At 30.9% G+C, this 23,821-nt stretch carries 22 protein-coding genes and 1 pseudogene; 2 read left to right on the top strand and 21 right to left on the bottom strand.

Features of this window, described 5'->3' with window-relative positions; translation table 11 throughout:
- Positions 1 to 2: 2 nt before the first annotated feature.
- Positions 3 to 1,187, top strand: coding sequence for a glycosyltransferase family 4 protein (locus ACIQ2L_RS03115; RefSeq protein WP_396156341.1), 1,185 nt, complete (start codon positions 3 to 5; stop codon positions 1,185 to 1,187).
- Here ACIQ2L_RS03115 and ACIQ2L_RS03110 read toward each other — a convergent pair.
- The 9 genes from ACIQ2L_RS03110 to ACIQ2L_RS03070 form a co-directional block, all read right to left on the bottom strand.
- A complete protein-coding gene (locus ACIQ2L_RS03110; RefSeq protein WP_396156340.1) occupies positions 1,184 to 2,551 on the bottom strand; it encodes an undecaprenyl-phosphate glucose phosphotransferase in 1,368 nt (455 codons plus the stop codon). The two genes, ACIQ2L_RS03115 and ACIQ2L_RS03110, sit on opposite strands and share 4 nt — an antisense overlap.
- 6 nt (positions 2,552 to 2,557) lie before the next feature.
- Positions 2,558 to 3,541: a UDP-glucuronic acid decarboxylase family protein gene (locus ACIQ2L_RS03105; RefSeq protein ID WP_396156338.1), complete on the bottom strand. Its 984-nt coding sequence runs from the start codon at positions 3,539 to 3,541 to the stop codon at positions 2,558 to 2,560.
- Positions 3,542 to 3,547: 6 nt separating this feature from the next.
- Entirely contained in the window at positions 3,548 to 4,918 is a 1,371-nt protein-coding gene (locus ACIQ2L_RS03100; RefSeq protein WP_396156336.1) for an O-antigen ligase family protein, read from the bottom strand.
- A complete protein-coding gene (locus ACIQ2L_RS03095; protein ID WP_396156334.1) occupies positions 4,854 to 5,966 on the bottom strand; it encodes a DUF1972 domain-containing protein in 1,113 nt (370 codons plus the stop codon). The genes ACIQ2L_RS03100 and ACIQ2L_RS03095 overlap by 65 nt, the downstream gene beginning before the upstream one ends.
- 68 nt (positions 5,967 to 6,034) lie before the next feature.
- Complete coding sequence (locus tag ACIQ2L_RS03090; protein ID WP_396156332.1) at positions 6,035 to 7,123, bottom strand: glycosyltransferase family 4 protein; 1,089 nt, start codon at positions 7,121 to 7,123, stop codon at positions 6,035 to 6,037.
- Entirely contained in the window at positions 7,120 to 8,385 is a 1,266-nt protein-coding gene (locus ACIQ2L_RS03085; protein ID WP_396156330.1) for a hypothetical protein, read from the bottom strand. The genes ACIQ2L_RS03090 and ACIQ2L_RS03085 overlap by 4 nt, the downstream gene beginning before the upstream one ends.
- Positions 8,386 to 8,426: 41 nt before the next feature.
- Positions 8,427 to 9,338, bottom strand: a complete 912-nt coding sequence (locus ACIQ2L_RS03080; RefSeq protein ID WP_396156328.1) for a hypothetical protein — start codon at positions 9,336 to 9,338, stop codon at positions 8,427 to 8,429.
- Positions 9,335 to 10,612, bottom strand: coding sequence for an oligosaccharide flippase family protein (locus ACIQ2L_RS03075; protein ID WP_396156327.1), 1,278 nt, complete (start codon positions 10,610 to 10,612; stop codon positions 9,335 to 9,337). The genes ACIQ2L_RS03080 and ACIQ2L_RS03075 overlap by 4 nt, the downstream gene beginning before the upstream one ends.
- A 102-nt stretch (positions 10,613 to 10,714) precedes the next feature.
- Complete coding sequence (locus ACIQ2L_RS03070) at positions 10,715 to 11,257, bottom strand: hypothetical protein (RefSeq protein ID WP_396156325.1); 543 nt, start codon at positions 11,255 to 11,257, stop codon at positions 10,715 to 10,717.
- Between the two features lie 112 nt (positions 11,258 to 11,369).
- Here ACIQ2L_RS03070 and ACIQ2L_RS03065 point away from each other — a divergent pair, with 112 nt between their 5' ends.
- The gene (locus tag ACIQ2L_RS03065) at positions 11,370 to 12,863 is read left to right on the top strand and encodes a glucosyltransferase domain-containing protein (protein ID WP_396156323.1); all 1,494 of its coding nucleotides are present in this window, start codon (positions 11,370 to 11,372) and stop codon (positions 12,861 to 12,863) included.
- Positions 12,864 to 12,918: 55 nt separating this feature from the next.
- Here the strand turns inward: ACIQ2L_RS03065 and ACIQ2L_RS03060 are convergent, their stop codons facing one another.
- The 12 genes and pseudogenes from ACIQ2L_RS03060 to ACIQ2L_RS03005 all read right to left on the bottom strand — a co-directional run bounded on the left by ACIQ2L_RS03060 (position 12,919) and on the right by ACIQ2L_RS03005 (position 23,819).
- Positions 12,919 to 13,713 carry a class I SAM-dependent methyltransferase gene (locus ACIQ2L_RS03060; RefSeq protein WP_396156321.1) on the bottom strand — a complete coding sequence of 265 codons (795 nt, stop codon included), beginning with the start codon at positions 13,711 to 13,713 and terminating at the stop codon, positions 12,919 to 12,921.
- A gap of 8 nt (positions 13,714 to 13,721) precedes the next feature.
- On the bottom strand, positions 13,722 to 14,855 hold the full coding sequence (rffA, locus tag ACIQ2L_RS03055; RefSeq protein WP_396156319.1) for a dTDP-4-amino-4,6-dideoxygalactose transaminase: 1,134 nt from the start codon (positions 14,853 to 14,855) through the stop codon (positions 13,722 to 13,724).
- A complete protein-coding gene (locus ACIQ2L_RS03050; RefSeq protein ID WP_396156317.1) occupies positions 14,842 to 15,531 on the bottom strand; it encodes a GNAT family N-acetyltransferase in 690 nt (229 codons plus the stop codon). Before ACIQ2L_RS03050 ends, rffA begins: the two co-directional genes overlap by 14 nt.
- A complete protein-coding gene (locus ACIQ2L_RS03045) occupies positions 15,528 to 16,454 on the bottom strand; it encodes a glycosyltransferase family 2 protein (RefSeq protein ID WP_396156315.1) in 927 nt (308 codons plus the stop codon). The genes ACIQ2L_RS03050 and ACIQ2L_RS03045 overlap by 4 nt, the downstream gene beginning before the upstream one ends.
- 56 nt (positions 16,455 to 16,510) lie before the next feature.
- Positions 16,511 to 16,630 (bottom strand): annotated as a pseudogene (locus ACIQ2L_RS03040) (sugar nucleotide-binding protein); the annotation flags it as partial.
- A 38-nt stretch (positions 16,631 to 16,668) separates the two neighbouring features.
- Positions 16,669 to 17,790, bottom strand: a complete 1,122-nt coding sequence (locus tag ACIQ2L_RS03035; protein WP_396156313.1) for an ATP-binding protein — start codon at positions 17,788 to 17,790, stop codon at positions 16,669 to 16,671.
- Positions 17,791 to 17,837: 47 nt separating this feature from the next.
- Positions 17,838 to 18,749, bottom strand: coding sequence for a dTDP-4-dehydrorhamnose reductase (rfbD, locus tag ACIQ2L_RS03030; RefSeq protein WP_396156311.1), 912 nt, complete (start codon positions 18,747 to 18,749; stop codon positions 17,838 to 17,840).
- Positions 18,743 to 19,294, bottom strand: coding sequence for a dTDP-4-dehydrorhamnose 3,5-epimerase (rfbC, locus tag ACIQ2L_RS03025; protein ID WP_396156309.1), 552 nt, complete (start codon positions 19,292 to 19,294; stop codon positions 18,743 to 18,745). Before rfbC ends, rfbD begins: the two co-directional genes overlap by 7 nt.
- Positions 19,295 to 19,356: 62 nt before the next feature.
- Positions 19,357 to 20,220: a glucose-1-phosphate thymidylyltransferase RfbA gene (gene rfbA, locus ACIQ2L_RS03020; RefSeq protein ID WP_396156307.1), complete on the bottom strand. Its 864-nt coding sequence runs from the start codon at positions 20,218 to 20,220 to the stop codon at positions 19,357 to 19,359.
- 3 nt (positions 20,221 to 20,223) lie between these two features.
- Positions 20,224 to 21,192: a hypothetical protein gene (locus ACIQ2L_RS03015; protein WP_396156305.1), complete on the bottom strand. Its 969-nt coding sequence runs from the start codon at positions 21,190 to 21,192 to the stop codon at positions 20,224 to 20,226.
- Positions 21,193 to 21,200: 8 nt separating this feature from the next.
- Positions 21,201 to 22,907: a DUF6909 family protein gene (locus tag ACIQ2L_RS03010; RefSeq protein ID WP_396156304.1), complete on the bottom strand. Its 1,707-nt coding sequence runs from the start codon at positions 22,905 to 22,907 to the stop codon at positions 21,201 to 21,203.
- 42 nt (positions 22,908 to 22,949) lie between these two features.
- Entirely contained in the window at positions 22,950 to 23,819 is an 870-nt protein-coding gene (locus ACIQ2L_RS03005; protein WP_396156302.1) for a carboxypeptidase-like regulatory domain-containing protein, read from the bottom strand.
- Positions 23,820 to 23,821: the final 2 nt, after the last annotated feature.

The raw sequence follows: 23,821 nt of genomic DNA, 5'->3' as shown, positions 1-23,821 counted from the left end.
TAATGGAAGAGATTCTAATAATATCCAATTATTATCCGCCAGAAAAAGGCGCGGCGGCCAATAGAATTGAGCAGCTAGCGTTGAAGCTATATCAAAATAGTTATAAAGTTTCTGTAATTTGTCCTTTGGCAAATTATCCTAAAGGAGCATTATTTCCCGAATATAAAGGGAAATTTTCGGTCACTGAAAAGAGAGATAACATAACCATAAAACGGCTATGGATTTATCCAAGCGTGAGCAAAAATATATTCATCCGAAGCATTTCTGTTTTATCGTTTTCTTTAAGTCTTTTTATCTTTTTATTATTTAAAAAAACACCTCAAAAAGTTATTGTTCAATCGCCACCTTTGTTGCTTTCCTTTCTATCTATTTTCGTGATCTCTTTAAAAAACAAAAAAATTATTCTTAATATTTCCGATTTGTGGCCAATGGCAGCTATTGAATTAAATGCTTTGAAAAAAGGTTCATTATCACATAAATTCTCCTTGTTTTTAGAATGTTATATTTATAAAAAAGCTACTTTAATTATAGGGCAGTCAACTGAAATCATTACACATGTTCACTCAATATTTCCGAAAAAAGATGCCTTTTTATACCGCAATTTTCCAGATCATAACGTTTCTAAAATCGAATTAATAGGCGAAAAAGACGAAACTATAAGGATTTTCTATGCTGGTCTTCTAGGCATTGCTCAAGGAGTTTTTGAATTGTGTCAAAAAATCGATATAACCGGACTGAATATTGAACTTCACCTCTTTGGTGATGGGTCCGAGAAAAATCAGATAGAAGCTTTGATATCCTCTAAAAATGATCTTAAAATTTATTTTCATGGAATGCAAGAAAGAAAAGCATTGCATGAAACTTTGAAATCCTTTGATATTGCCATTGTTCCTTTAAAAACTAGAATTTATGGATCCGTTCCTTCTAAAATATTCGAATATAGTTCTCTTGGTTTTCCTATTCTTTATTTTGGTGGCGGAGAAGGAGAAACCATAGTACATGAGCATAATCTTGGTTGGGTTGTTCCTGTAGGAAACTATAAAGACTTGAATGAAAAACTAAATACTATTTCAACCAAACCTAAATCCGAATTGAATGAGAAGAAAAAAGAAATTTTTAAAGAAGCACAAAAAGCATTTAATCTAGATTATCAAATGAAAATGCTAATTAAAAAGGAGGTTTTCTAATATGCTTTATCTTCTCCTTTAAATATATTAAATACCGTTTGGAAAATGATTTTGATATCCATAATCAGCGACCAGTTTTCGATATAAAAAACATCGAGTTTTATTCGGTTTACCATATCTTCTTCTGTTTCTATTTCGCCTCTAAATCCTTTTACCTGAGCTAAACCTGTAATACCTGGTTTTACATAATGACGAATCATGTATTTCTTTATTTTACTTGCATAAGCTTTATTTTGCGACCATAAGTGTGGTCTAGGTCCAACTACCGACATGTCTCCAAGCAATACATTGAAAAACTGAGGAAGTTCATCCATACTTGTTTTCCTCATAAATCTGCCCATTTTTGTAACCCTAGGGTCATTTTTTGAAGCTTCCTTTTCGGTAAATCCATTTACTTGCATCGAACGAAATTTATAACAGAAAAATTCTTCTTCATCGATTCCAGGTCTTCCTTGCTTGAAAAATACAGGTCCTTTTGATTCCAGTTTTATTAAGATAGCCAAAACAGGAATTAACCACGACAGTAAAAAAACGATAACAATTAATGAGAAAAAGACATCAAAAGCGCGCTTAACACCTTTTATTATTGGATTGTGTAATTGTGTTTTTTGTAGTGAGAGTACTGGAAATAACTCGTAATAATCAATCTTTAAATTTTTTGAATAAATTTCTTTTGTGTCAGGAATAAATTTAATCGCCTTTTTATTTTCGTCGGCAAATTCAACTAATTCTTTGAGTTTTTCATTTGAAATTTCATTTAACGAGCAGTAGATTTCATCCACTTTGTTATCAATAACGAATTGATTCAAATCCTCGATTCGCCCTTTAACTTCAGCGTTCTGCTTTTTATCTGAAAAGAATCCTAAAAAACGATACCCATAATCTTTTCTGGTTTCAAAAACTTCTTTAAGTCGAATTGCTTCTGAGGTGTATCCTATTATTACTGCGGTTCTAAAATTACTACCTGTAACAATTCTGTATTTTTTTAAGTAAAAAAACCAAAAATACTTGAACGTTACAATAATACAAAAGCTTACAATCATAAATACAGCTATCGCTTTTCCGCTAAAAATTACCGTTTTTGCAAAAGGAAAAAATGCAATAACGACCAATAAAAAAACACAAAATTGTTTTATTAATTTAGTTATTATTTCTACGGGGGTTGTAAACCGATACACTTCATAATATTTTACAAGTATCGCAATAATAATCCAGGTAACCGTTTGGTACAACAAATAGTAAAACTGATTAAGATTCAATTCTCTAAAGAAAAACAAACTTAATCCCGTTATGATAGTTAGATCGAAAAGTATGTTTATCGGTCTAATATATTTTGAGTATCTGCCTGTTTGTTGTGCAACCATATATTACTAGTGGATATATCCTTTAAAGTCTTTGTGCTCTTCTTTTAATAGTTCTTCAGATGAAAGGGATTTGAAATAATCATACGTCAATTTCATACCTTCTTCTCTTGAAACTTTTGCCTCCCAACCTAAAATAGTTGCAGCGCGAGTAGTGTCTGGTTGGCGCTGCATAGGATCATTTATTGGTAACGGACGAAACACTACTTTTTGTTTAGTGCCTGTAAGTTTAATAATTTCATCTGCAAAATCCTTAATCGTTATTTCGTTTGGATTGCCAATATTTACCGGCTGAGCATAATCGGAATGAAGCAATCTATAAATACCTTCTACTTGATCGGTAACGTAACAGAACGAACGTGTTTGACTTCCGTCGCCAAAGATCGTTAAATCTTCTCCGCGTAATGCTTGTCCGATAAATGCCGGAATTACACGACCATCATTGAGTCTCATTCTTGGGCCATAGGTATTAAAAATTCTAACGATTCTGGTTTCTACACCGTGAAACGTATGATACGCCATTGTTATTGATTCTTGAAAACGTTTGGCTTCATCATAAACGCCTCTTGGACCAATTGTATTTACATTTCCGTAATACTCTTCTGTTTGTGGGTGAACTAATGGATCTCCATATATTTCAGAAGTAGACGCAATGAGAATTCGGGCTTTTTTAACTCGTGCCAAACCTAAAAGATTGTGAGTTCCTAAAGAGCCCACTTTTAAAGTTTGAATAGGAATTTTAAGATAATCTATCGGGCTTGCGGGGGATGCAAAATGAAGGATATAATCTAATTTACCTGGTACATGAACAAACTTGGTAACATCGTGATGATAAAATTCGAAGTTTTTATGTTTAAATAAATGCTCAATGTTTTTTAAATCTCCCGTAATTAAGTTATCCATTCCAATCACAAAATAGTCTTCTGCAATAAAACGATCACAAAGATGTGAGCCCAAAAACCCAGCCGCGCCGGTAATTAATATTCTTTTCATATTTTTTTATTCTGCTTTGGAGCTATTTTGAACATCCCGAACTTTCGGGACTGAGTTAAAAAGGCAATACATCATGGTAAAAAATACAACGCCACGTTGCCTCCATAAAAATGATTCGGTCAAAAATAAACTTATCATTAGAAATGCGAAAGCAAAATGAACAAAATCTTTTGATATAATAGCATTTTTAATGTTAACCGTCAACATAATTAACAATAAAATAAAACCAAAAACGCCCAATTCTGCAAAATTCTGAACGTATTGATTATGAAAGTTTTTCGATTGATAACCGCTGTCAGAATCATTTTCAACTCCCATGTAGAGATTGTATTGCATTGCTTTTTCTTTAATTTTTGAATACGATGCGTTCAACCCAAAACCAGTAAAAAAGGCATCATTCTCCTTTATCAACTCGGTAAAAATTCTAAACTGATAGACCCTAAATGCGGTGCCGTTGAAATAATCATTGGGAGTAAACGTAGGGTTCGTCCAAGCTTCTTTAATGCTTACATAATGCACGCTGGCTGGAATTCCTTCAATCACATTGGCACTTAAACTTTTATCCGTATTGCTTTGGAATTCCACTTTAAATCGATCTTTGATTCTTCCGATTGAAAAAACAATTAGTAATAGTAACCCAAAAATAATTAGATTTCTTAATCTTAATTTATGGGCCGCTTTCGAAAAAAACAAAATATAGATTAATGACAATAAAACAACTACTAGTATAATGTTTTTAGAGGATAGTAATAATATAAATGCAAAAAGCAAAACAGAAAAGAACGTGTCTGACTTTGTTTTTATTTCCTTAGTAAAAAAATAAAAAAATGCTACCGCAACATAGACCGACATGTGTATAGCATTCAATAACTTCGGGACCAGTCCATAATCAAATTCATTTGCTCCGTGATAAAAGAACATCCTAGAATCTCCAAAAATTGAATATCGAATTATAGCTCTCAAACAATAATAAATAACGTAAGCCGCCATAACATGGCTATAATATTCAATTATTTTATTTTTTTGTTCAGCCGTATTTGTTTTAAAAAACAAGCATCCGAGTGGAATTAAAAGTAATGGCAATTCTTTTGATAAAGCTGATAGGGTTTCCTTTGAATCGATAGACCAAAAAAAGGAAACTGCCATCAATACATAAAGTAAAACAGGAAAAAGGTGTTCTTTTTGAATTGTAAAATTCACTTTTTTGAATGTAATGAAACTTGCTAACAAAAAAATCCCTACTGAAATATTGTTAATGGCAAAGGGTAACGGAATGGTAGAAAGTACGAGAATTATTGGAATAAAAGAACTGTTATTTTTGTTTTCTTTTATCAGATTTTGAATAACATTCTTCGAAAAGTTGTAAATATTCACCATTTATTTTTTCCCAATTAAATTCATTTACAATGGCGTCAAAATTGTTTTGAACTAATCGCAAGTTATCAATTTTTTTGATTGTTTGGAGAATATTTTTTACTTCAGCCGAATTGGAAAAATAATAGCTGTTTTCTTTTAAAATTCCTTTGTTAAAATCGTTGTTGTGTGCAATTACAAAAGCTCTTGATGCCATAGCTTCTAGCAAGGAAGGATTGGTGCCTCCAACGGAATGTCCGTGAAAATATAAATTAGAAAAATAACGAAGATTATTAAGATGTGCCAAGTTATAAATTCCGCCCATAAAGCGAATGTTTGAATGTTCTTTGAACTTATTTTTCAAATAGTCTCCGTACTTAGTTTGGTGCTTTCCAACTACCAGAATTGGTGTTTTATCTTCATTCATGGCAACGCCTTCAAGCACCATATCCAAATTATTTTCGGGTTCAAAACGTGCCATAATCATGTTGTAATTTCCTTTTTCAACCTTATATTCTTTTAACACATTTTCATCCGCGTCTGAAAATGGATACGCACCATAGGCAATATAAGTGGATGCTTTCTTGTATTTTTCCTGAAGAAATTTTTGAATACCTAAAGAATCTGAAACTAAAAAGTCACTGCTATTGGCGGCTAATCTTTCTGCAAATTTTAAAAATTGTTGTACGGGTTTAGAATATTTGGTACGTTTCCATTCCAATCCATCCATATTAGTGATGATGATAGATTTTTTAGGTAAAAGAAAATGCCAAATAGAATTACTAGTGTATCCTAATTGCAAAATGATGTCAAAATCTCTTTTACGAGAATCCATGATGCAATTGTAATCATAAAAAAACTGACCAAAGGTTCCCAGTTTATATTCGGGATCGTATTTATGAATGATAGTTACGCCGTGAAAAGTTTTTTCTTGAAAAGGATGATCATGAGAGTTATAGCAATATACTTCGTGTCCTTTTTGAACAAGATAGACTGAAAAAAATTCGGCAAACTGCTCAAATCCTCCGTAATAATTGGGTACACCACGAGTTCCTAGAATGGCTATTTTCATGAAATTTTATTACGGTTTGCTATTTAATGTCTTTCATTGCAAACATAACAAATAGATTTTATTTTTTTTTAAGAAATAGCTTTTTTGAATTGTTCGGCAGCTTGTTTCCAACTAAATTTGGCTAACATTGCTTCTTTTTTTTGGGCTATTTTTGTGTCTTTTAAACCTATTTCTATTTTATCTTTTAAATCTTCTAAATCTAATGGATTAAAAAGACAATCGTCAAAAAACTGAAAATCTGTCATTGCAGTTGTATTAGAACAAATGGTTGGAACATTTGCCGCTAACGACTCTAATGGAGGAATACCGAAACCTTCGGCTATTGAAGGGTAAATTGACAAATCTGCACCACGAACTAATAGAAGTAAATCTTGAAAATTAAGTTTGTGGAATGAAAATATAGTTGCTTTTATTGCTGATGGTAACGAATTATAGTAATCATTGTATTCTTTATTTTCAATAGCTTTGTCTCCTATAAAAACCAAAGAATGATTTTTATAATACTCTTTTTCTACAAAAACTTTTAAAAGACAGTGATGATTTTTTCTTGGTTCCCATCGGCTAACGTATAAAAAATAATTTTTTGCTTTAAACTTTTTTAAGACTTGCTCTTTAATGTTATCTTTTTGATATGTTTCAAAATATACTGGGTCAACAGCATTAGGTGTAATGGTTACCGTTTCTATTTTAAAATGTTTTTGGATTTGTATTTTCGAATATTCTGAAACACTTAAAACAATGTCGGAGTATTTTGCACTTGTTTTGAATAAAAATTTATTTTTTAATTTGTAAAAAAAGGGGAAATATTCCGGGAAATCTAAAAACAACACATCGTGAATGGTGACAATATATTTGCAGGCTTTTATGGGCGGAACCACGTATTGAAAATGAGCATAATCTATTTTATTTTGTTTTATAATTTTTGGAATGTCAAACAATAATCTATAGAATTTGTTTTTGGTTTTGTAACTTATATAAGTAAGATTGTCATGAGCCCCAAATATTGTTTTAAGAAACGATATGTTTGAAGTGCCAAAATAGAATTGCTTTGTTTTATCTTTTAAAAGTTCTGAATAAAGTCCTTTTAGATAGGTAGTGGTGCCTTGAAAATTTCCATCAAAAACGTGACAGTCTACAAATATTTTTGTGCTTTTCATGTGGCTGAATTACTTTGACTTAATAACTTTTCGTCATTTGACTTCATATAAACTTCTCTAAAGCAAAAGAGCAAACCAATTAAAATTGATTTGTTGTCCAATAAATTATAAACTCCCATGAATACCCAATTAGAGAATATTAGGAAAACACCAGTTCCAATGAAAAGCAAGTTTACTTGATTAATTATCGGAAAGTCTGATTTTACCTTTTTGAAAAGCAGGTAAATTGAAATAAAATAAATGAACAATCCCAGCAAACCTGTTTTTAAAAAGACCGTCATAAATCCGTTATGCAAAATTGAAATATACCTCAAATTCATATCCCCCAACCAAACCTCTTGTTTTAAATCTACTTTTGAACCTAAGCCCTCACCAAAAACAACGGAATAAAACCCTTCTCTTGTAACTTGTCTTACCGTCATAATATTCTCATAGGAACGGTAATTATCATTAAAATCTTTATAGTCTTCTCGATTAATTTTTGTTTTAAAAGCTTCTTCGGGTATGATTTTAATTTTATAAAGAAATGCTTCGATACCTGGTCCGTTTCTTTTTGGATTTATAAATAATATGGTTGAATATCCTATTGCTCCAATTATTAAAACTGAAACTACCACAGTTATTGATCTTTTATTTACTTTAAAATATCCTTTTAAAGCTAAAAACAGTATGACAAACTGAATGAAATTTGTTCTTGCTAAATACATAAAAACAGAAAACGCTATAAAAATTGTGAAAAGCATTGTTCTTTTTTTAGTAAAATTTAATTCAAATTTTTTATGAAATAGCAATACAATCAATGCGTAAACTTCAAAATCACTAAAAAATCCTCCAAAAAAACGAATGTCATTTACTGTAGTTGCTTTGTAAAAAGCTAGAGCCCAAAAAATTAAACATAGATGAATTATTGCAATAAAAAAACCGGTAGAAACAATTGTTTCAAAAACCTTTTTTGGAAACTTTTTACACAATTGATAACCAATTAACAAGCCAAAAATAGGTTTAATCAAATAGGTAAAATCCCTTATAATAAAATACAACTGATACTCTTTAAAGAACATCACAATGATTGCCAATACTAAAATAATAGTAAAACAGAGTAGCTGTTTTAAAATACCAAGCGAATAGGTATTAGTAATAGTAATTATTGCAGAAAAGGACCAAACTGCAAATGTTAATTCAAAGTTCTCCAAATAAGGAACATAAATACAAATTGCGAAAAGTAGTTGGTAAAGAACTGTTTTTTTAATGATAGTTGGCATTTATTATATAGTTTTTAAAACTTTTGCGGGAATTTCTCCAATTACAAAATATCCTTTATTTTGACAGTTTGATTTTCTTCAAGATCAAAAACCATCAAGTCATTTATCATTTGTAGTCTTTCGTGATGTCTTAAAAAAAGTAGCTCTCCATTTTCCCCTTTTGAATCTCTATTGGCAGATTCATTATATCCTTCGGCACAAGAATACTTTTTAAATGGTGCCGAAAGGTCTTTTCTAACAAAATATGCGTTTACTCCAGCCAAAGTTGTTCCAATAAAGTCATATCCTTTTTTTTCTGCAAGGTGACAAAATGCAGCCAACGATGCCCCAAAATAGAGCTCAGAGTAATGTTCTTTACTTCTAACAAAATCTGGTTTATAAGGAACTGTAACTTTTTTTGAGGCTCCAAATGCTGAATTATACTCACATATTAAAACTCTTGGTTTAATACAATTTATAGCCTCTAAAACCCAGTAATCATTACCATCAATGTCAACACTCAATAAACCTATATCTTGTTCTTGTGTATAATTACTAATTAACTCATTTATATTGTCTTTGGTTATGAAACTTTTGGTTGCCGTGATGTCATACTTCCAATAAATAAAATCTTTTTTAATGAAATTAATATACTCCTGACTTCCGTCTATTACCAGTCCAGACCAATTATTATTTACCAATAAAAATCTTGTGTTAGATTCTACATAACTTTCTACACCAAACTCAACAAATATTTTATTTGGAATTTCTATTTTATTGATGATGTATTGAATTATTCCATCTTCTCCTCTTTGAGAAAAAACTTGAAATTCTACTTCGTCTAATGAATTTATGCTCTGTTTTTGATTATTTATTCCTATTAATATTTTAGCGTTTAAAATTAACGCCTTATGCACATCATAATTGAATTTTTGATATAATTTTTTGTAAAGCAGTTTTAATCTGTTTATCATATTATAATTTTTGTTTTATTAAAATAACTCTTTAATATTGAAAAATATATTGTTATCAGAAATAACTCAGTAATAATTAATAGAAAAAATACTTGAAGCAATCCGAAAAAAATCATTAAAAAAGAAATGCCTACAATATTAAAAATTGTTGTGGCAATAGTAAGCCTTATATATATTTTATTTTTGTTTAAGCTAAAAATTAATTGCTCTAAAGGTAATGTTATTGCTGTAAAAAAGGGAATTAATAATGCGATGTGCAGATACGTTTCTAATCTGTTAAAAACAGTATTGTCTACTTTAAAAAATAATAATACGCTATGTGAAAATAGATAGGTAAAGAGTAAAAGTCCAAATACTAAAATGAAGTTAAAGCTATTAAACTTTTTCCACAAAAGCAATCCTTTGTTTATGCTTTTATCAACCTCGAAACAAACATAACTATACGAAAACTTAAAAAACATTTGTAAATATGTTCTAAAAAGACTTGTTATTTGTTCTACCACCTTAAATTGTCCTGCGATATAATCACCAGCGAAAAAACCAATTATTAGTACCGTAGAATAATTTCTAATAGCAAAAAATAATTGAGAAACACAAAATGAAAAATCATTTATTAATAATTCTTTTACTTGAATGAATGAGATGTGATTAAACTTAAATTTATACTCTCTTATAATGTAAATTAAACCTATTAATCCTGATATAATTGCCCCAAATCCTAACCAAAAATTGGCATAAACGAAATCAGATTGTGATTTTACGAAGATAAAAACACCAACAACATAAACAACTTTTGATAAAATATTAATTATTGTTATCCACTTAAAGTTTTCAACGCCTTGTAAAAACCAAGTAGGGTTAACAAATTGACCTAAAATTATTAAAAAACTAAATAATATGGTTGAAGAATTTTTGTTGAAGAATGGAATAAAACAAACCAGCAATAGAACTAACAATAAAACTGAAAACAGCAAAAACAACTTTGCAAAATAAATGGTTTTGAACAATTCTTCCAATCTCTGCTTGTCATTACGATTAATCGAAATTTCTTTAACTCCTATAACGTATGAACTATAGTCAACAATTACGATTAAAATATAGGCCAATGATTGACCCATCGCAATAATGCCAAGCTTGTCTAATCCACAAACAAAAATTAAATACGGAGTTATTAATAATGGGCTCAGTATATTTACAGCCTGACCAAAGCTATAAATTATAAAGTTTTTGAATTTTTGACTTTTAAGTTTGCTAACTATTTTTTCTTTTAACATTATTGCTTTGTAGCTCAATATTTGTTTTTCAAAAATAAACATAAAAAACGAAAAGCCATAGACTTCTATTCATCTATGGCTTTTCGTTAATTAAAAAGTTTGTTATTTCAATTTTGGCAACTCAGCCTTCATCACTGCTTCGTTTGGATATAGTGAAATTGCCTCTTTTTTTCCGTCTTTTACTAAAGCTTTAATAATTCCCATAGTAGCATCATAAGAACATTTTGAAGCATCTGCTCTAAAGAATACACCTGTTTCAAACCCTTTAATTTCTCTTGTCTTTCCGTTGTAATCGAATTTTACAGTTTTCAATAAAATTTCATCTTGGTTTTTACCAAAATCCATTCTCAATTGAGTTGGAAATACATTTTCTGGCAAAGAAAATTCAATTGTTTGATCATTAATAGATCCTTTAACTTCTTTCCAAATTCCGTCTTTAAAATCTAGCGATCCATCTTGTGTATATAATAAGCAAAAATCATCATTGCTTTTGGCAACAAGATCAAGTGTTACTTTAAAAGTATTTGCAGAAGTCTCGACGGCTACTTCATTTTGTAATCCGTTTTCGTCTTTTTTTGCTTCGTCTTTACAACTTATTGCGGCTATTGTTAAAAACAGCAATAAAAATAAATTTTTAAATTTCATTTTGTCCGTATTAGTTTTGTTATTACTTATTTATATCTTGCGCAAAAGAAATGATAATCCTAGTGATTTACAAATTTAATTAATCTTTGTTTATATAAAAATATTAATATTTATGTCTGATCTGACTAAAATTCTTGACAAAAGCACCTATAAATTATTTTTATTTACTTTTTTACTTGGAATATTAACCTATGGGTTTACCCTTACTACTTATACTATAAGTGTTGATAATGAACTTCCTATTTTGGCGGATTTTGGATTGGATGTAGGAAGATGGGCACAAAATTTAATATTGTATCATTTATTTGGTGGGCATTTGCGCTATTTTTCAGTCATCCTCAGTCTTTTTTTGTTTAGCGTTGCTGCCGTTCAAATCAGTAAATTATTGAAATTTAATGGTTTTGCCGCTTTCTTTTTTTGTGGTTTATTTATAAATTTTCCACAATTGTCCTATCAGATAATTTTTGGAATGATGGCAGTAATTGCGGCTTTGGGGGTTTTATTGTCTTTTTTAAGTGTAAAGATGTTTTTAAAGGGATTAGATGAAGAATCAATTCTTTTAAAAATTGTATATTTTTTATCAATAGCCTTACTATTGATGTTTACCCTTGCAATGTATCAGGCATTTATATTTATACCAATAACATTGTACCTAATTTTATTTTTTCAGAAAACTTTTGATGAGGCATTTAAAATAAGTTTAGAGATAAAAAAAGCACTTTTGTTTGCGGTAATAATTATAATTTCTGGAATTCTTTATTCTATATCCGTAAAGATCATCTGCCCACTTCAACAAGGAGGATATATCGAGTCTTTTGTTTCGGGTGGTTCGGGCGGCGGCTTTTTCTCAAACTTTATAAATATCAGCGGAACCAATCTCTCAGGAAATTTCTTTTATGGTGAAAAGCTATATTCAATAGCAAGTGTTTTAATCATAGTTTTAACTGTAAATTTATTTTTGAAAAAAAAGCATTTTATTTATCGCTTGCTTGTGTTGCTCGTTTTGATAATATCCCCTTTTACGCTTTCTTATTTCATTACAAACGGATATCATCCTCCACGTATCTATGTAACATCAAGCCTCGTATTTGCATTTGTAATTACTTTTGCCATAAATCAATTAAAAATCAGTTCATCTAAGATAACTTTAACGGCTGTGACTTCAATTTTTATCCTTAATATTTACTTTGTTACCATGCTTTTTAGCAGCAATAATAAAATATATAAAAATGACAGACGAGTTGCAGAAAAAATTGATAACGCTATTCAGACTAAATATCCTTCTTTTTATACAACAGAAAAATCAATTTATTTTTATGGTTATTTCCCATATGAATACCATCAGAAATATAGATTAGACAAATCAGAAATTTTTGGGGGATCAGTTTTCAATTGGGATAACGGAAATAATTATAGGATAATTAATTTCTTTAGAGAAGCAGATATTGCCGAATATAATATGATTGACAAGGAAAAATTTGACTTGGTTAAAGATTCGATAGCCAAAATGCCAATATGGCCTGACTATGAGTCAATCAAAATGATTAATAATTCTGTTATCGTTAAATTAGGAAAGGACAAGGGCGGTTTGTTGTATTTTGAATAGGCGAAATCTTGAATAATACTAGATGTCATTTATTTTTAGCGCTTATGTAAATGTTTTAGTTAGTATTTCTTTTTTCAGCCCAAATACTAAACCCCGAAGCCATGTTTTTACTCATCGGATAAAATTGTAAAATAACATCTAAAAATTTAATTGGAAAGGTAAGCACCATAAAAATCAAGTATAAGAATGTATGAAGTGGCTTTATCCCAAAAGAAAAAATCAATGCAAACCATTCCTGCACCACCCAAAGCATTCCTGATGTAGGTCCAATAGATTTAATCTTTAAAATTTCAAAGTTTCTAAATTGATGTTTCATGCCTTCATAAGTGAATCTTTGAAAATCGTATGGCGAAGCATGAAAAGGCTGCATAAAAGGAATAAAACAATAAATTTTCCCTCCTGGTTTTAATATCCTGTGAATTTCCGAAATTACTTTTTGAGGATTCGGAACGTGTTCTAAAACAGCAATATTTATAATATAATCCACAGAATTATCCTTAAATGGAATGTTTTCTATATCACAAATTATATCCACATTTTGATATGGAAGCAAATCAACATTCAATAAATCATCGCCAAAATCTGAATTCCCACTACCAAGATTTAAGGCAACGAGATTTTTGCCTTTAATTTCGTTACGGATCATTCGTTTTGCATCGAAGAATGGTTGAGGATAAACGGGACTTATAATTTCTATTAAAGCGCTGTATATCTTATTATATTTTTTTATTTTATACTTAATCTTATCTAAAAAATCAGTTACAACTTCTTCCTGAACAGGAATAAAAATATACTTTCCATTTTTTATCTGACATTCGTCTTTAAATATTTCCAGATTTATTTGTTTCATAAAATGGATTAAAATTCGTTGAAAATGTTGATGATTTTTTGTTGCTGCTCATCTGTTAATTCAAAAAACAAAGGTAATCGTAACAAACAATCCGTAAACTTATCCGTTTGAAGTAATTCGCCGCCTTGGTGTTTAGAGAGATAAAATGGACTTGTGTGTAAGCTGATATAATGAAAAACAGCCAAAATCTCATGCTGTTTTAGGTGAGTCAACAACTTTGTTCTTTGCTCTAAATTTTTACAAACTAAATAAAACATATGGGCATTATTGGTTGCGTAGTCTGGTGTTAATGGTAATTCTATTTCGTTTTTCTGTGCCCAATCCTTTAATCTCATAAAATAATTGTTCCAGATTTCTTTTCTTTTAGTCTGAATTTTTTCAAGATTTTCTAGTTGTGCCCACAAGAATGCAGCAATAATTTCCGAAGGTAAAAAGGAACTTCCTATATCAACCCAACCATATTTGTCAACTTCACCCCTAAAAAACGAAGAACGATTGGTTCCTTTTTCCCAGATTATCTCGGCTCTATCAATAAATTTATCATCATTAACAGCTAATAATCCGCCTTCTCCCGAAATGATGTTTTTGGTTTCGTGAAAAGAAAAAGCAGCCAAATGACCAATTGAACCCAATGCTTTTTTTATACCGTTTTTGCCGGTGTAATAGCTATCAACAGCCTGTGCAGCATCCTCAATTACGTACAAATTATGTTTTGCAGCGATCTCCATTATGGTATCCATTTCACAGGCAACTCCGGCATAATGAACTGGAACAATCGCTTTTGTTTTTGAGGTAATTAAAGATTCTATTTTTGTTTCATCAATATTGGGATGATTTTTTCTACTATCTGCAAAAACGATTTTAGCACCTCTTAAAACAAAGGCATTTGCAGTAGACACAAATGTATACGACGGCATGATAACCTCATCACCTTCTTTGATATCAATTAAAATAGCGGCCATTTCCAAAGCATCCGTACAAGAAGTTGTTAGTAATGCTTTTTTTATGCCATAATTCGTTTCGAAAAAAGATTGGCATTTTTTCGTAAAATTCCCGTTTCCAGATATCTTGCCTGATTTAACGGCTTCTTCAATGTAGGCTGTTTCGTTTCCCGTTAAATAGGGTTTGTTAAATGGTATCATTTATCTTCCAATAATGTTTGATATAGGTTTTTCCAGAAATTGAATACCCTATTTTATTATAAAAATAACAAGCCTGTTCATTTTGGCCTTGTGTTGGTATCGTTAAATTATATATTCCTTTTGCGTACAAAACGGTTTCTAAATGGGTAAGCATGATTCCTCCTATTCCTTTTCCTTGATGGTCGTATGAAACGGCTATTAGTCCGACAAAAGCATTTTTTTCGTTGGTTTTATACGTTAGCAAACCTACCGGTTTTCCCTCAGATTTGTATAATAAAACGTCATCTGCAAATTTTTGCGAAATCGAATTATCTATCCAAAGTTTATATAACTCTTTAAATTTTTTAGGCCTGAACTTTTTATCAAGTAAAAAACGACTTTGCTTTCCGCTTTCAAAAGCAAGTTCATAAACTTCCTGAATTTCATAGTCTGTTTCGTTATATGAAAAAACATTGTCAGATAGTTGTTGTAGTTCTTTCAGCTCTTTATGAAATTTGATTTTTTGTTCCGAAAAAGAGTTTTTAAATCCTTTCAGTTTTAAATCGAAATCATCTGATGAAATCACATACAATAAATCATAATCGGAATAATCCAAGGAATCGTTATAATCATTAATGCTTAACTCTCCAACATTAAGATTAAAAAAAAGCGAATCCCATTCCAATTTCCGTATCATGCTATTTCATCTATTATAAAAACAGGTCTGTTCTTTGTTTGATCAAATATTTTTCCAACATAAATTCCAGTCACACCAATGGTTGTTATTATAATTCCTGATAAAAACCATATTGAAACTATTATTGAAGTAAATCCTAAAACTTCTATTTCATGATGCATCGCTTGATAAATATAATAAATTCCAACAGAAAATGAAAGTAAGGAGATTATCATTCCAAATTTAACAAAAAGTTTTAGCGGCTTATTTGAAAATGAAATTATGGTATTAAAAGCCAAACTCACTAATTTTGAAAAACTATAACTTGTTGTTCCCGATTCTCTTGGGGCATGTTCTACTTCAATTGATGTTGATTTAAATCCAACAAAATCTACAAACAAAGGGAAAAACTTTATATAATCTGATATTTTAAATATAGATTGGATAACTTTATTATGATAAATCCCAAAATTTCCAATCTCATTATCATATTTTGTATCTGTAAAATATCCATACACTTTTGAGAAAATTTTTGATGATAATTTTTTAAGAAAATTGTCTTCTCTGTTTTTTCTGCGTGCCTGAACTATTTTAAATCCTTCTTGCGCTTTATTATATAATTTTGCTATTTCTTTAGGTTGATCTTGCAAATCACAATCCATTACAACTATCCATTCCCCTTTTGCCTGGCTCAATCCTGCAATAATAGCTGGATGCTGTCCAAAATTTCTACTTAACCTAATTGATTTTATGTTCTCATTTCGTGCTGAAAGTGATTTCATTACATTCCAAGAATCGTCAGGGCTTCTATCGTCAACTAAAATTATTTCATATGTTAAATTTAGCTGCCGCATCACCGCCTGAATTTCAGTTACCAGATTTTCAACTATTTTATCTGCCCTATAAACAGGACTTACTATTGATATTATTGGCTTTTGATCCATAATCTACCTATTAGCGGGTTTACAATTTACCATTAGTTGATAACCTAATGAATAAATTAAATGTTGTTGTTAACTAATGATTCGTCCCAGTTTTTAATTTTAATTCCAAAAGTACTCTTGATTTTACTTTTATCCAAAACACTGTATTTTGGTCTTTTGGCTGGAGTTGGAAAAGCTTTTTATTTGTATTGGTTGTAAATTTATACTACCGTTTTTATTTAACAAAATCGAAAAAATTATCTGAATTGATAATTTCGAAAGTGTGGTTTGGATATTGTCTTGCAAATGTTTGACTCAATCGTGCTTTTGCTTTTGAATTCCATTTTATTTCAAATGTTTTTAATTGTCCATTTTTTTCTATAATTAAGTCTATTTCTTGCTGCTCGTGTGTGCGCCAAAAATACATTTTTTCAAACTTTTCTTGGTATTCATTTTGTTTTATAAATTCATTTATTATAAAATTTTCAAATAAATTTCCTTTGTCTCTTCTGGTTTCAAAAGGCGAAAAGTCGTTGATAATTGCATTTCGAATTCCTAAGTCGTTAAAATATACTTTTTTGCCTTTTTTAATTTCTTTTCTTTGATTGGAATGAAACGAATTCAATCTGTAAATTACAAATGATTGCTCTAATAAATGGATATACTCTTCTACCGTTTCGCTTTTTAATCCTATTAATTTTCCTAATTCGTTATAGTTCACTTCGCTACCTATTTGCCAAGCCAATGCCTTGAGTAATTCTTGCATTTTTTCGGGTTTTCTTATTCCGTTAAACAACAAGATGTCTTTGTATAAATAACTATCCGAGAGCAGGCGGAGAATCTTTTCTTCACCGCTTTTTGTTGTTACCACTTCTGGATAATAACCATAAACCATTCGGTGTGGCAACATTCTAATTTCTTCTAGCAACCCTATTTCTTCTTTCATTTCCATAAAAGAAAGTGGAAAAAGTTTATGCTCAAATTTTCTTCCTGTGAGTGGCTCATTTAATTTGTTTCGCAATTCAAATGCGCTCGAACCTGTAGCAATTACTTGAATTTCGGGTAAATAATCGGTTATTAATTTTAACTTACTGCCTATGTTTTCTATTTTTTGAGCTTCGTCAATTACTACAAATTTATTGTTTTCAAAAAAGGTTTTCAATCGTGTTGCTGAAGCGTTTTCAAAAACACTATGAACATCAGGGTTTTCCGCATCTAACCACAATATGTTGCCTTGGTCTTTAAAAATAGATTTCAACAAGGTGCTTTTTCCAACTTGTCGAGCGCCTAATAAAATTATGGCTTTCTGCTGAAAAAACTCTCGCCTAATATTTTCTATTATCTGTCGAACAATCATCTTGTTTTTTTACAAAAATAATAAATTTTCTATTGTAACGGAAAATTCTATGGTTTTTTTTCTTTTATAACGGAAAATTCTATGGTTTTTAAACTCTCTTCCCAACTCTTAATATGAATTCCAAAAGTACTCTTGATTTTGGTCTTATCCAAAACGCTGTATTTGGGTCTTTTGGCTGGTGTTGGAAAGCTTGATGTTGGAATTGGTTTTAAATCGATTTTCTTATTGTTGATTTCGAATATTTTTTTGGCAAAATCGTACCAGGAACATTGGCCTTCGTTGCTTAAGTTGTAAATACCGAAAGCCTCACCCCGACCCACTCCAAAGGAGAGGGAGGAGAAAATTATGATTTTAATTAGACATTCTGCTAAATCAACAGCATTTGTGGGTGTTCCTATTTGATCATTTACTACAGAAATCGAATCTCGTTCCGAAGCCAATCGCAACATGGTTTTCATGAAATTATTGCCAAATTGGGAATACACCCATGAGGTTCTGACGATGAAATGTTTTGCCCAAACTTCTTGAATGGCTTTTTCACCATCTAACTTAGTTTGTCCGTAAACGCCTGTTGGGTTTGGGATATCTTCTTCAGTATATCCTTTACCGATTGTCACACTGAGCGCAGTCGAAGTGCCATCAAAAACAAAATCGGTAGAAATATGAAGTAATACTGTGTTGTGTTCTTTGCAAACTTGGGCTAAATTTTTAGCACCAATAACATTAATTAAATGTGCCTTTTCGGGTTCGCTTTCCGCTTTATCAACGGCGGTGTAGGCTGCGGCATTGATGCAGAAATCGGGTTTGAATTGATTAAAATTCTGTTTTACATTGTTTAAATTGGTAATGTCTAAAGTTGACGAATCGCAAAAAACAAATTGAATAGTAGGATAATTTAGTGCAATAAATTGCAAACTTTGACCTAATTGTCCTGAACTTCCTGTCACTAAAACTACCATGCTTTTTTGGCATTTTCTAAATTGGGTTGGACTTTATCTTTTTCGGAAATAATGAAGTTTTCTGTTGGAAAATCCCAATCAATATTGATGGTTTTATCATTATAATTAATTCCACCTTCTGATTCTTTGTTATAAAAATTATCACATTTATAGAAGAACGTTGCGGTGTCGCTCAACACTAAAAAACCATGAGCAAATCCTCTAGGCACAAAAAATTGCTTTTGATTTTCGCCTGATAAAACTACCGCTTCATACTGTCCAAATGTCGCTGAATCAGGTCTAATATCAACCGCAACATCTAAAACTTCGCCTTGTAATACTCTTACTAATTTGGCTTGTGCATGTTCTCCTGTTTGATAATGCAAACCTCTTAAAACTCCTTTAGAGGAAAAAGACTGGTTATCCTGAACAAAGTGAACTTGGTGATTTATTCCTTTTTGAAACGTGTGCTCGTTGAAGCTTTCCATAAAATAGCCTCTTTCATCAAGGATAATTTTTGGCTCAATAATAAAGCAGCCTTCCAGTTTAGTAGGAATAAAATTCATTTTTAATGTCAATATCAAGTTCGAAAATCAAAATCAATAACAATAGCATCTTCTTTTGTTCTTTATTCTACTAGCAAACTTATTAAATGTTTTCCATAACCACTTTTTAATAATGGTTCGGCAATTTTTTTTAATTGAGCGGCATCAATATAACCCATTTTGAAAGCCGCTTCTTCAATAGAACCTATTTTTAAGCCCTGTCGTTCTTCGATTACTTGAACAAATTGTGACGCTTGCATCAAAGAGTTAAAAGTTCCGGTATCAAACCATGCTGTTCCTCTATCAAGAATACTTACCTTGAGTTTTCCGCGGTTTAAATATTCTTTATTAACATCCGTAATTTCAATTTCTCCACGATGGCTTGGTTTAATATTGGCTGCTATTTCGACCACATCATTATCATAAAAATAAACTCCAGGGACAGCATAATTAGATTTTGGGTTTGCTGGTTTTTCTTCTATAGAAAGTACTTTTCCATTGGCATCAAAATCGACAACGCCATAACGTTCAGGATCATTCACATGATAAGCATAAATAATTCCGCCATCGGGATTGTTATTGGCTAACAATAAATCAGACAAACCTGTTCCGTAGAAAATATTATCGCCAAGAACTAAAGCTACTTTCTCTTTCCCTATGAATTCTTTTCCTATGATAAAAGCTTCGGCCAAACCATTTGGATGTTCTTGAACGGCATACTCAAAGCGACATCCTAAGCTTTTTCCGTCGCCCAATAATTGTCGGAACAAGGGTAAATCGTGTGGTGTTGATATAATTAAAATTTCATTAATACCAGACCACATCAAAGTAGATAATGGATAATAAATCATGGGTTTGTCGTAAATAGGCATTAATTGCTTACTCACTGCTAATGTCAACGGGTGTAGTCTGGTGCCAGAACCTCCTGCTAAAATAATTCCCTTCATAAATTAACTATTTAATTTAGCCATTTGTTTTCTGTAATACGATTTGAAAAAAGCAACCAAAACAAAAATTAAAATAAACAAAACGGGTAAAACCAATTTCATTTTTCCGTTTGCATTTTTATAGTTTCTAATATTTAATGTATTACTGTTTTCTTTTACAATTTTATCAAGATTAACCAGTTCTAATCGGTGTGTTCCTTGTTCATAAACCAATTGATCTTTCGTTTTAATTACATCGCTTAATTGAGATTTTTCACTGTAATAAACCGTCTTATCTCCATTGCCTTTTCCTTTAAATGAATTTAAAAGGCCGTCAATTTGTGAAATGATAGAATCATTTTGTACTATTTTAATTTTAATGTTATTTACATATTCCTTTTGAATTACTTTATAATAATCAGAATTGTTTAAATAATTCAAAAGCGGTTTTAGCGTTTCTTCATTAGAAGTTAGTTTTGATGTTGAATAAGAAATTAAATGATATGGATAATTTTTACTGGTCAAGCTTTCGTTTACAATTTTCTTAATATCGCCATCTTCGGCAAGTAGTTTTATCATTTCAAAGTTTTGCTCTTTATTGTCAATAAATTTATATACATCAGTAATGGGAGTAATATTTATTGATTTGAATTTTTTAGGATGCTTAATTCCTATAACTTCTTTTAAAAACAAAGTGTCTCCTTCTAAAATTTTAGCATTTATTAATTCAATTTTAGCATACAAATAATCGTTTGAGCCAAAATTTGGACATACAATTATCTCATTATTATACACTTTTGTGTTTTTATCAAGATAAATTCCTATTCCTATTCCTAGAAGAAATAATATTCCAACCCAAAGAATATTTCTTCTAAAGAATAAAAATCCTCTGAAAATTACAGTAGAAATATTTTCAAAAAATTTCCCAATATTCTTTGAAATTTGAGACAAATCAATTTCCTGATTGTCATTATTTTGAGGTGCTGTGCTCATTTAACTTATTATTTTATGTTAAAAATTTGTTCTAATATTTTAATAGTAATCAAATACGTGGGTTTCACCCCTGTCGTTCCTAATCCACCTGATGCCAAGGTGCTTCCAGTTTCTAAAGGATTGTCCGAAGCATAATACGCGTATCTTACTTTTACATTTTGTGGAATACTTTTTCTGATTTTGGATGCCGATTGAATGGCTTTTTGATAATAAGCGCCTTCCATTTCCAGTCCGATAACTTCCCAAGTTGATTCGTGGAAAAACTTCAATAAATCTTTATTCTGAAGCGATGTTCCCAAAACCGTAACCATTGGTCCTGAGAAAACCTGAATTCCATTTCCTTCAAACATTTCGGTAGTCAATTCGTTTTCAAATGGATAATTATCGGCTGTTCCTTCATTGATATGTGCGGATGGAATCATAATGTCTCCTTTTCCGCCTTCCAAAATTCCGGCTTTCCCCATTATTGATACTGATTCAACATCAAGAAAGGTTTTATTATTACCTTCTTTGTAAGGTTTTAATAATTCATCTATCGTTTCAAATGCTTGTTCACCAAAAGCATAATCCATCACAATAAGTACGGGTGCTTTTTTATCAACTTTAGCTTTAGGAAAACTAGATTTTGCCCAATCTATTTTGGCTGTATCAAATAACTGAACGTCTATATTGGTTCCAGAAAAAACATCTGGAAGCGAAATCATTCCTTGCTTTAGCGCCACTTCTTCTACTTTATTTCGAACATCGTTAGCGCCTAACTTACTTAATTCCTCATAAATAAAGAAATCAGATTTGTCTTTGTCCCGATACTTCGGGATAGATTTCAAAACTGTTGTTGCAAAAATGGAATTCATCACACTGTGCATATTTGCACTAATAATGTGTATCGGTCGTTCCATAAGATTATTGGCTTTCAGAGCTTGCTTTATGTTGTTCGCCCAAATCTCTCCGTGAATATGATGGCCTAATCGTTCTCTTAAAATTGGACTGAAGGTTATCGTCCTTTTATTATTGTGTATTACTTCCTCAATAGCTAATTTTCCGAGCCAATAGATAACATGTAAAAAACGATCTGGTTTTTCTTTGGTGCTAAAATCATCATAAATTTCTAGCACTTCTGAAAAACTTCTTCCCAAAACATTAGCAGCGTGTGAAATGGCTATTTCCTTTTCTTTAAGCGACATTTTTTTGTTTTGCAAAACGGATTCTTCTAGTTTTTGCCAATCTCGAGTGTATTCTATTTCTATTTCGTCTAATAAAACTTTGCTTTTTATTTTGTGCGATTCGATAAAAATAAAGGTTAAATGGGTCAAAATATCATAGATGTCTGAACGTCCTCGTGTAATTTCCACATTCATTTGCTCGTCATCAATTCGGTAGCAATTTCGTCGTCTTTTTGGTGGAACAATCGCTTGAAAGTGTGATTTTGAATAGCCTTCGTCTGAGGTTAAATTGATAAAACGACACTCTTCAATGCCTACCGGAAGCCTTTCTATTACATACAATAACCCGTTTAATTCAACTTTTTCTTCTGCAATACTTCCATAAATTTCTGGTCTAAGAGAAAGTAATGCTTCTCTTAACGTTTCTCCTGAAACACCCATTGGTTTATAGAAACCTCTATTGAATAAATGCCTCATGGTAATGTACAATCGTTCGATAGCTGCCGACGATTCTTGCGCTCGAGAACGCGAAATGTTTTTAATTTCCTTCATTAAATTTTATTAACTAACCAGCAAATATAGGGTTTTTGTCATTTAGTTGGTTAGAATTACGTTTATTGCAGGCATCATAACCTTATTATACCAAGGTTTGTCATTTTTGTCGGTTGTAAATATTTTGCCTCTATGCCATTTACCTTCAGAATAATTAAAAGAGTTTTCAACTTTTGAATAATTCACAATCAGTGACGGAGCATAATATTCCTCTTTAATCTTTTTTTTAGTTTGATTGGCTTTATATTCGAAGATATATTTATTCTCCTCAATAATCATCCATTCCAAGCCAATTACAATCCCGTTTTTTGGAAATCTTAGATTATATTTAGAAATGTCGATTTCATTTTTACGCATACCTTTCTTAACGGTTATAATCAAATCCTCATCCAGTAAATCGTTTGTTGGAATGGAATTATTGAATTCAAATATCCTAATTTTTAACTTTGCCCCTTTCTTTTCACTGTCTGAAAAAAAAACTATTTTCTTTAAATAAGGTGTTGCTTTATAAATCGAATCGTATTCAAATAATTTACCATAAACCCATGGTTTATCTCCCGAAAGCTGCTTATGATGAATCTTTTCTGCACTGCCAATTTCAATCTCCTTATCCTGTTCTCTTTTTGTGACTGTCACCTCATCCAATTTGTAAATGGCTTCTTTTAAAATTATTTTTTCATTATCTTTAATTGAGGTTTTTTTGACCTCAAAACCTACGGAAGAAAAGACAAGTATTTTTTCGGAATCGGTATTGATTTTAAAAATGCCTTTTTCATCAGAAGTCGTTCCGATATTTTCATCTTGGACCCAAATGTTTACATATGGAATCGGTTCGTCTTTCTCATTTACAAGAGTTCCGCTTATTTGAGCTGAAAGAGAAAAAGTATAAAATAAAAATAGTAGTGTTCTCATCT

The sequence above is a fragment of the Flavobacterium sp. genome (genome assembly GCF_044369455.1).
GTDB lineage: Bacteria > Bacteroidota > Bacteroidia > Flavobacteriales > Flavobacteriaceae > Flavobacterium.
The sequence above is the reverse complement of the archived record's forward strand: the minus strand, read 5'-3'. Positions and strand labels throughout refer to the sequence as shown.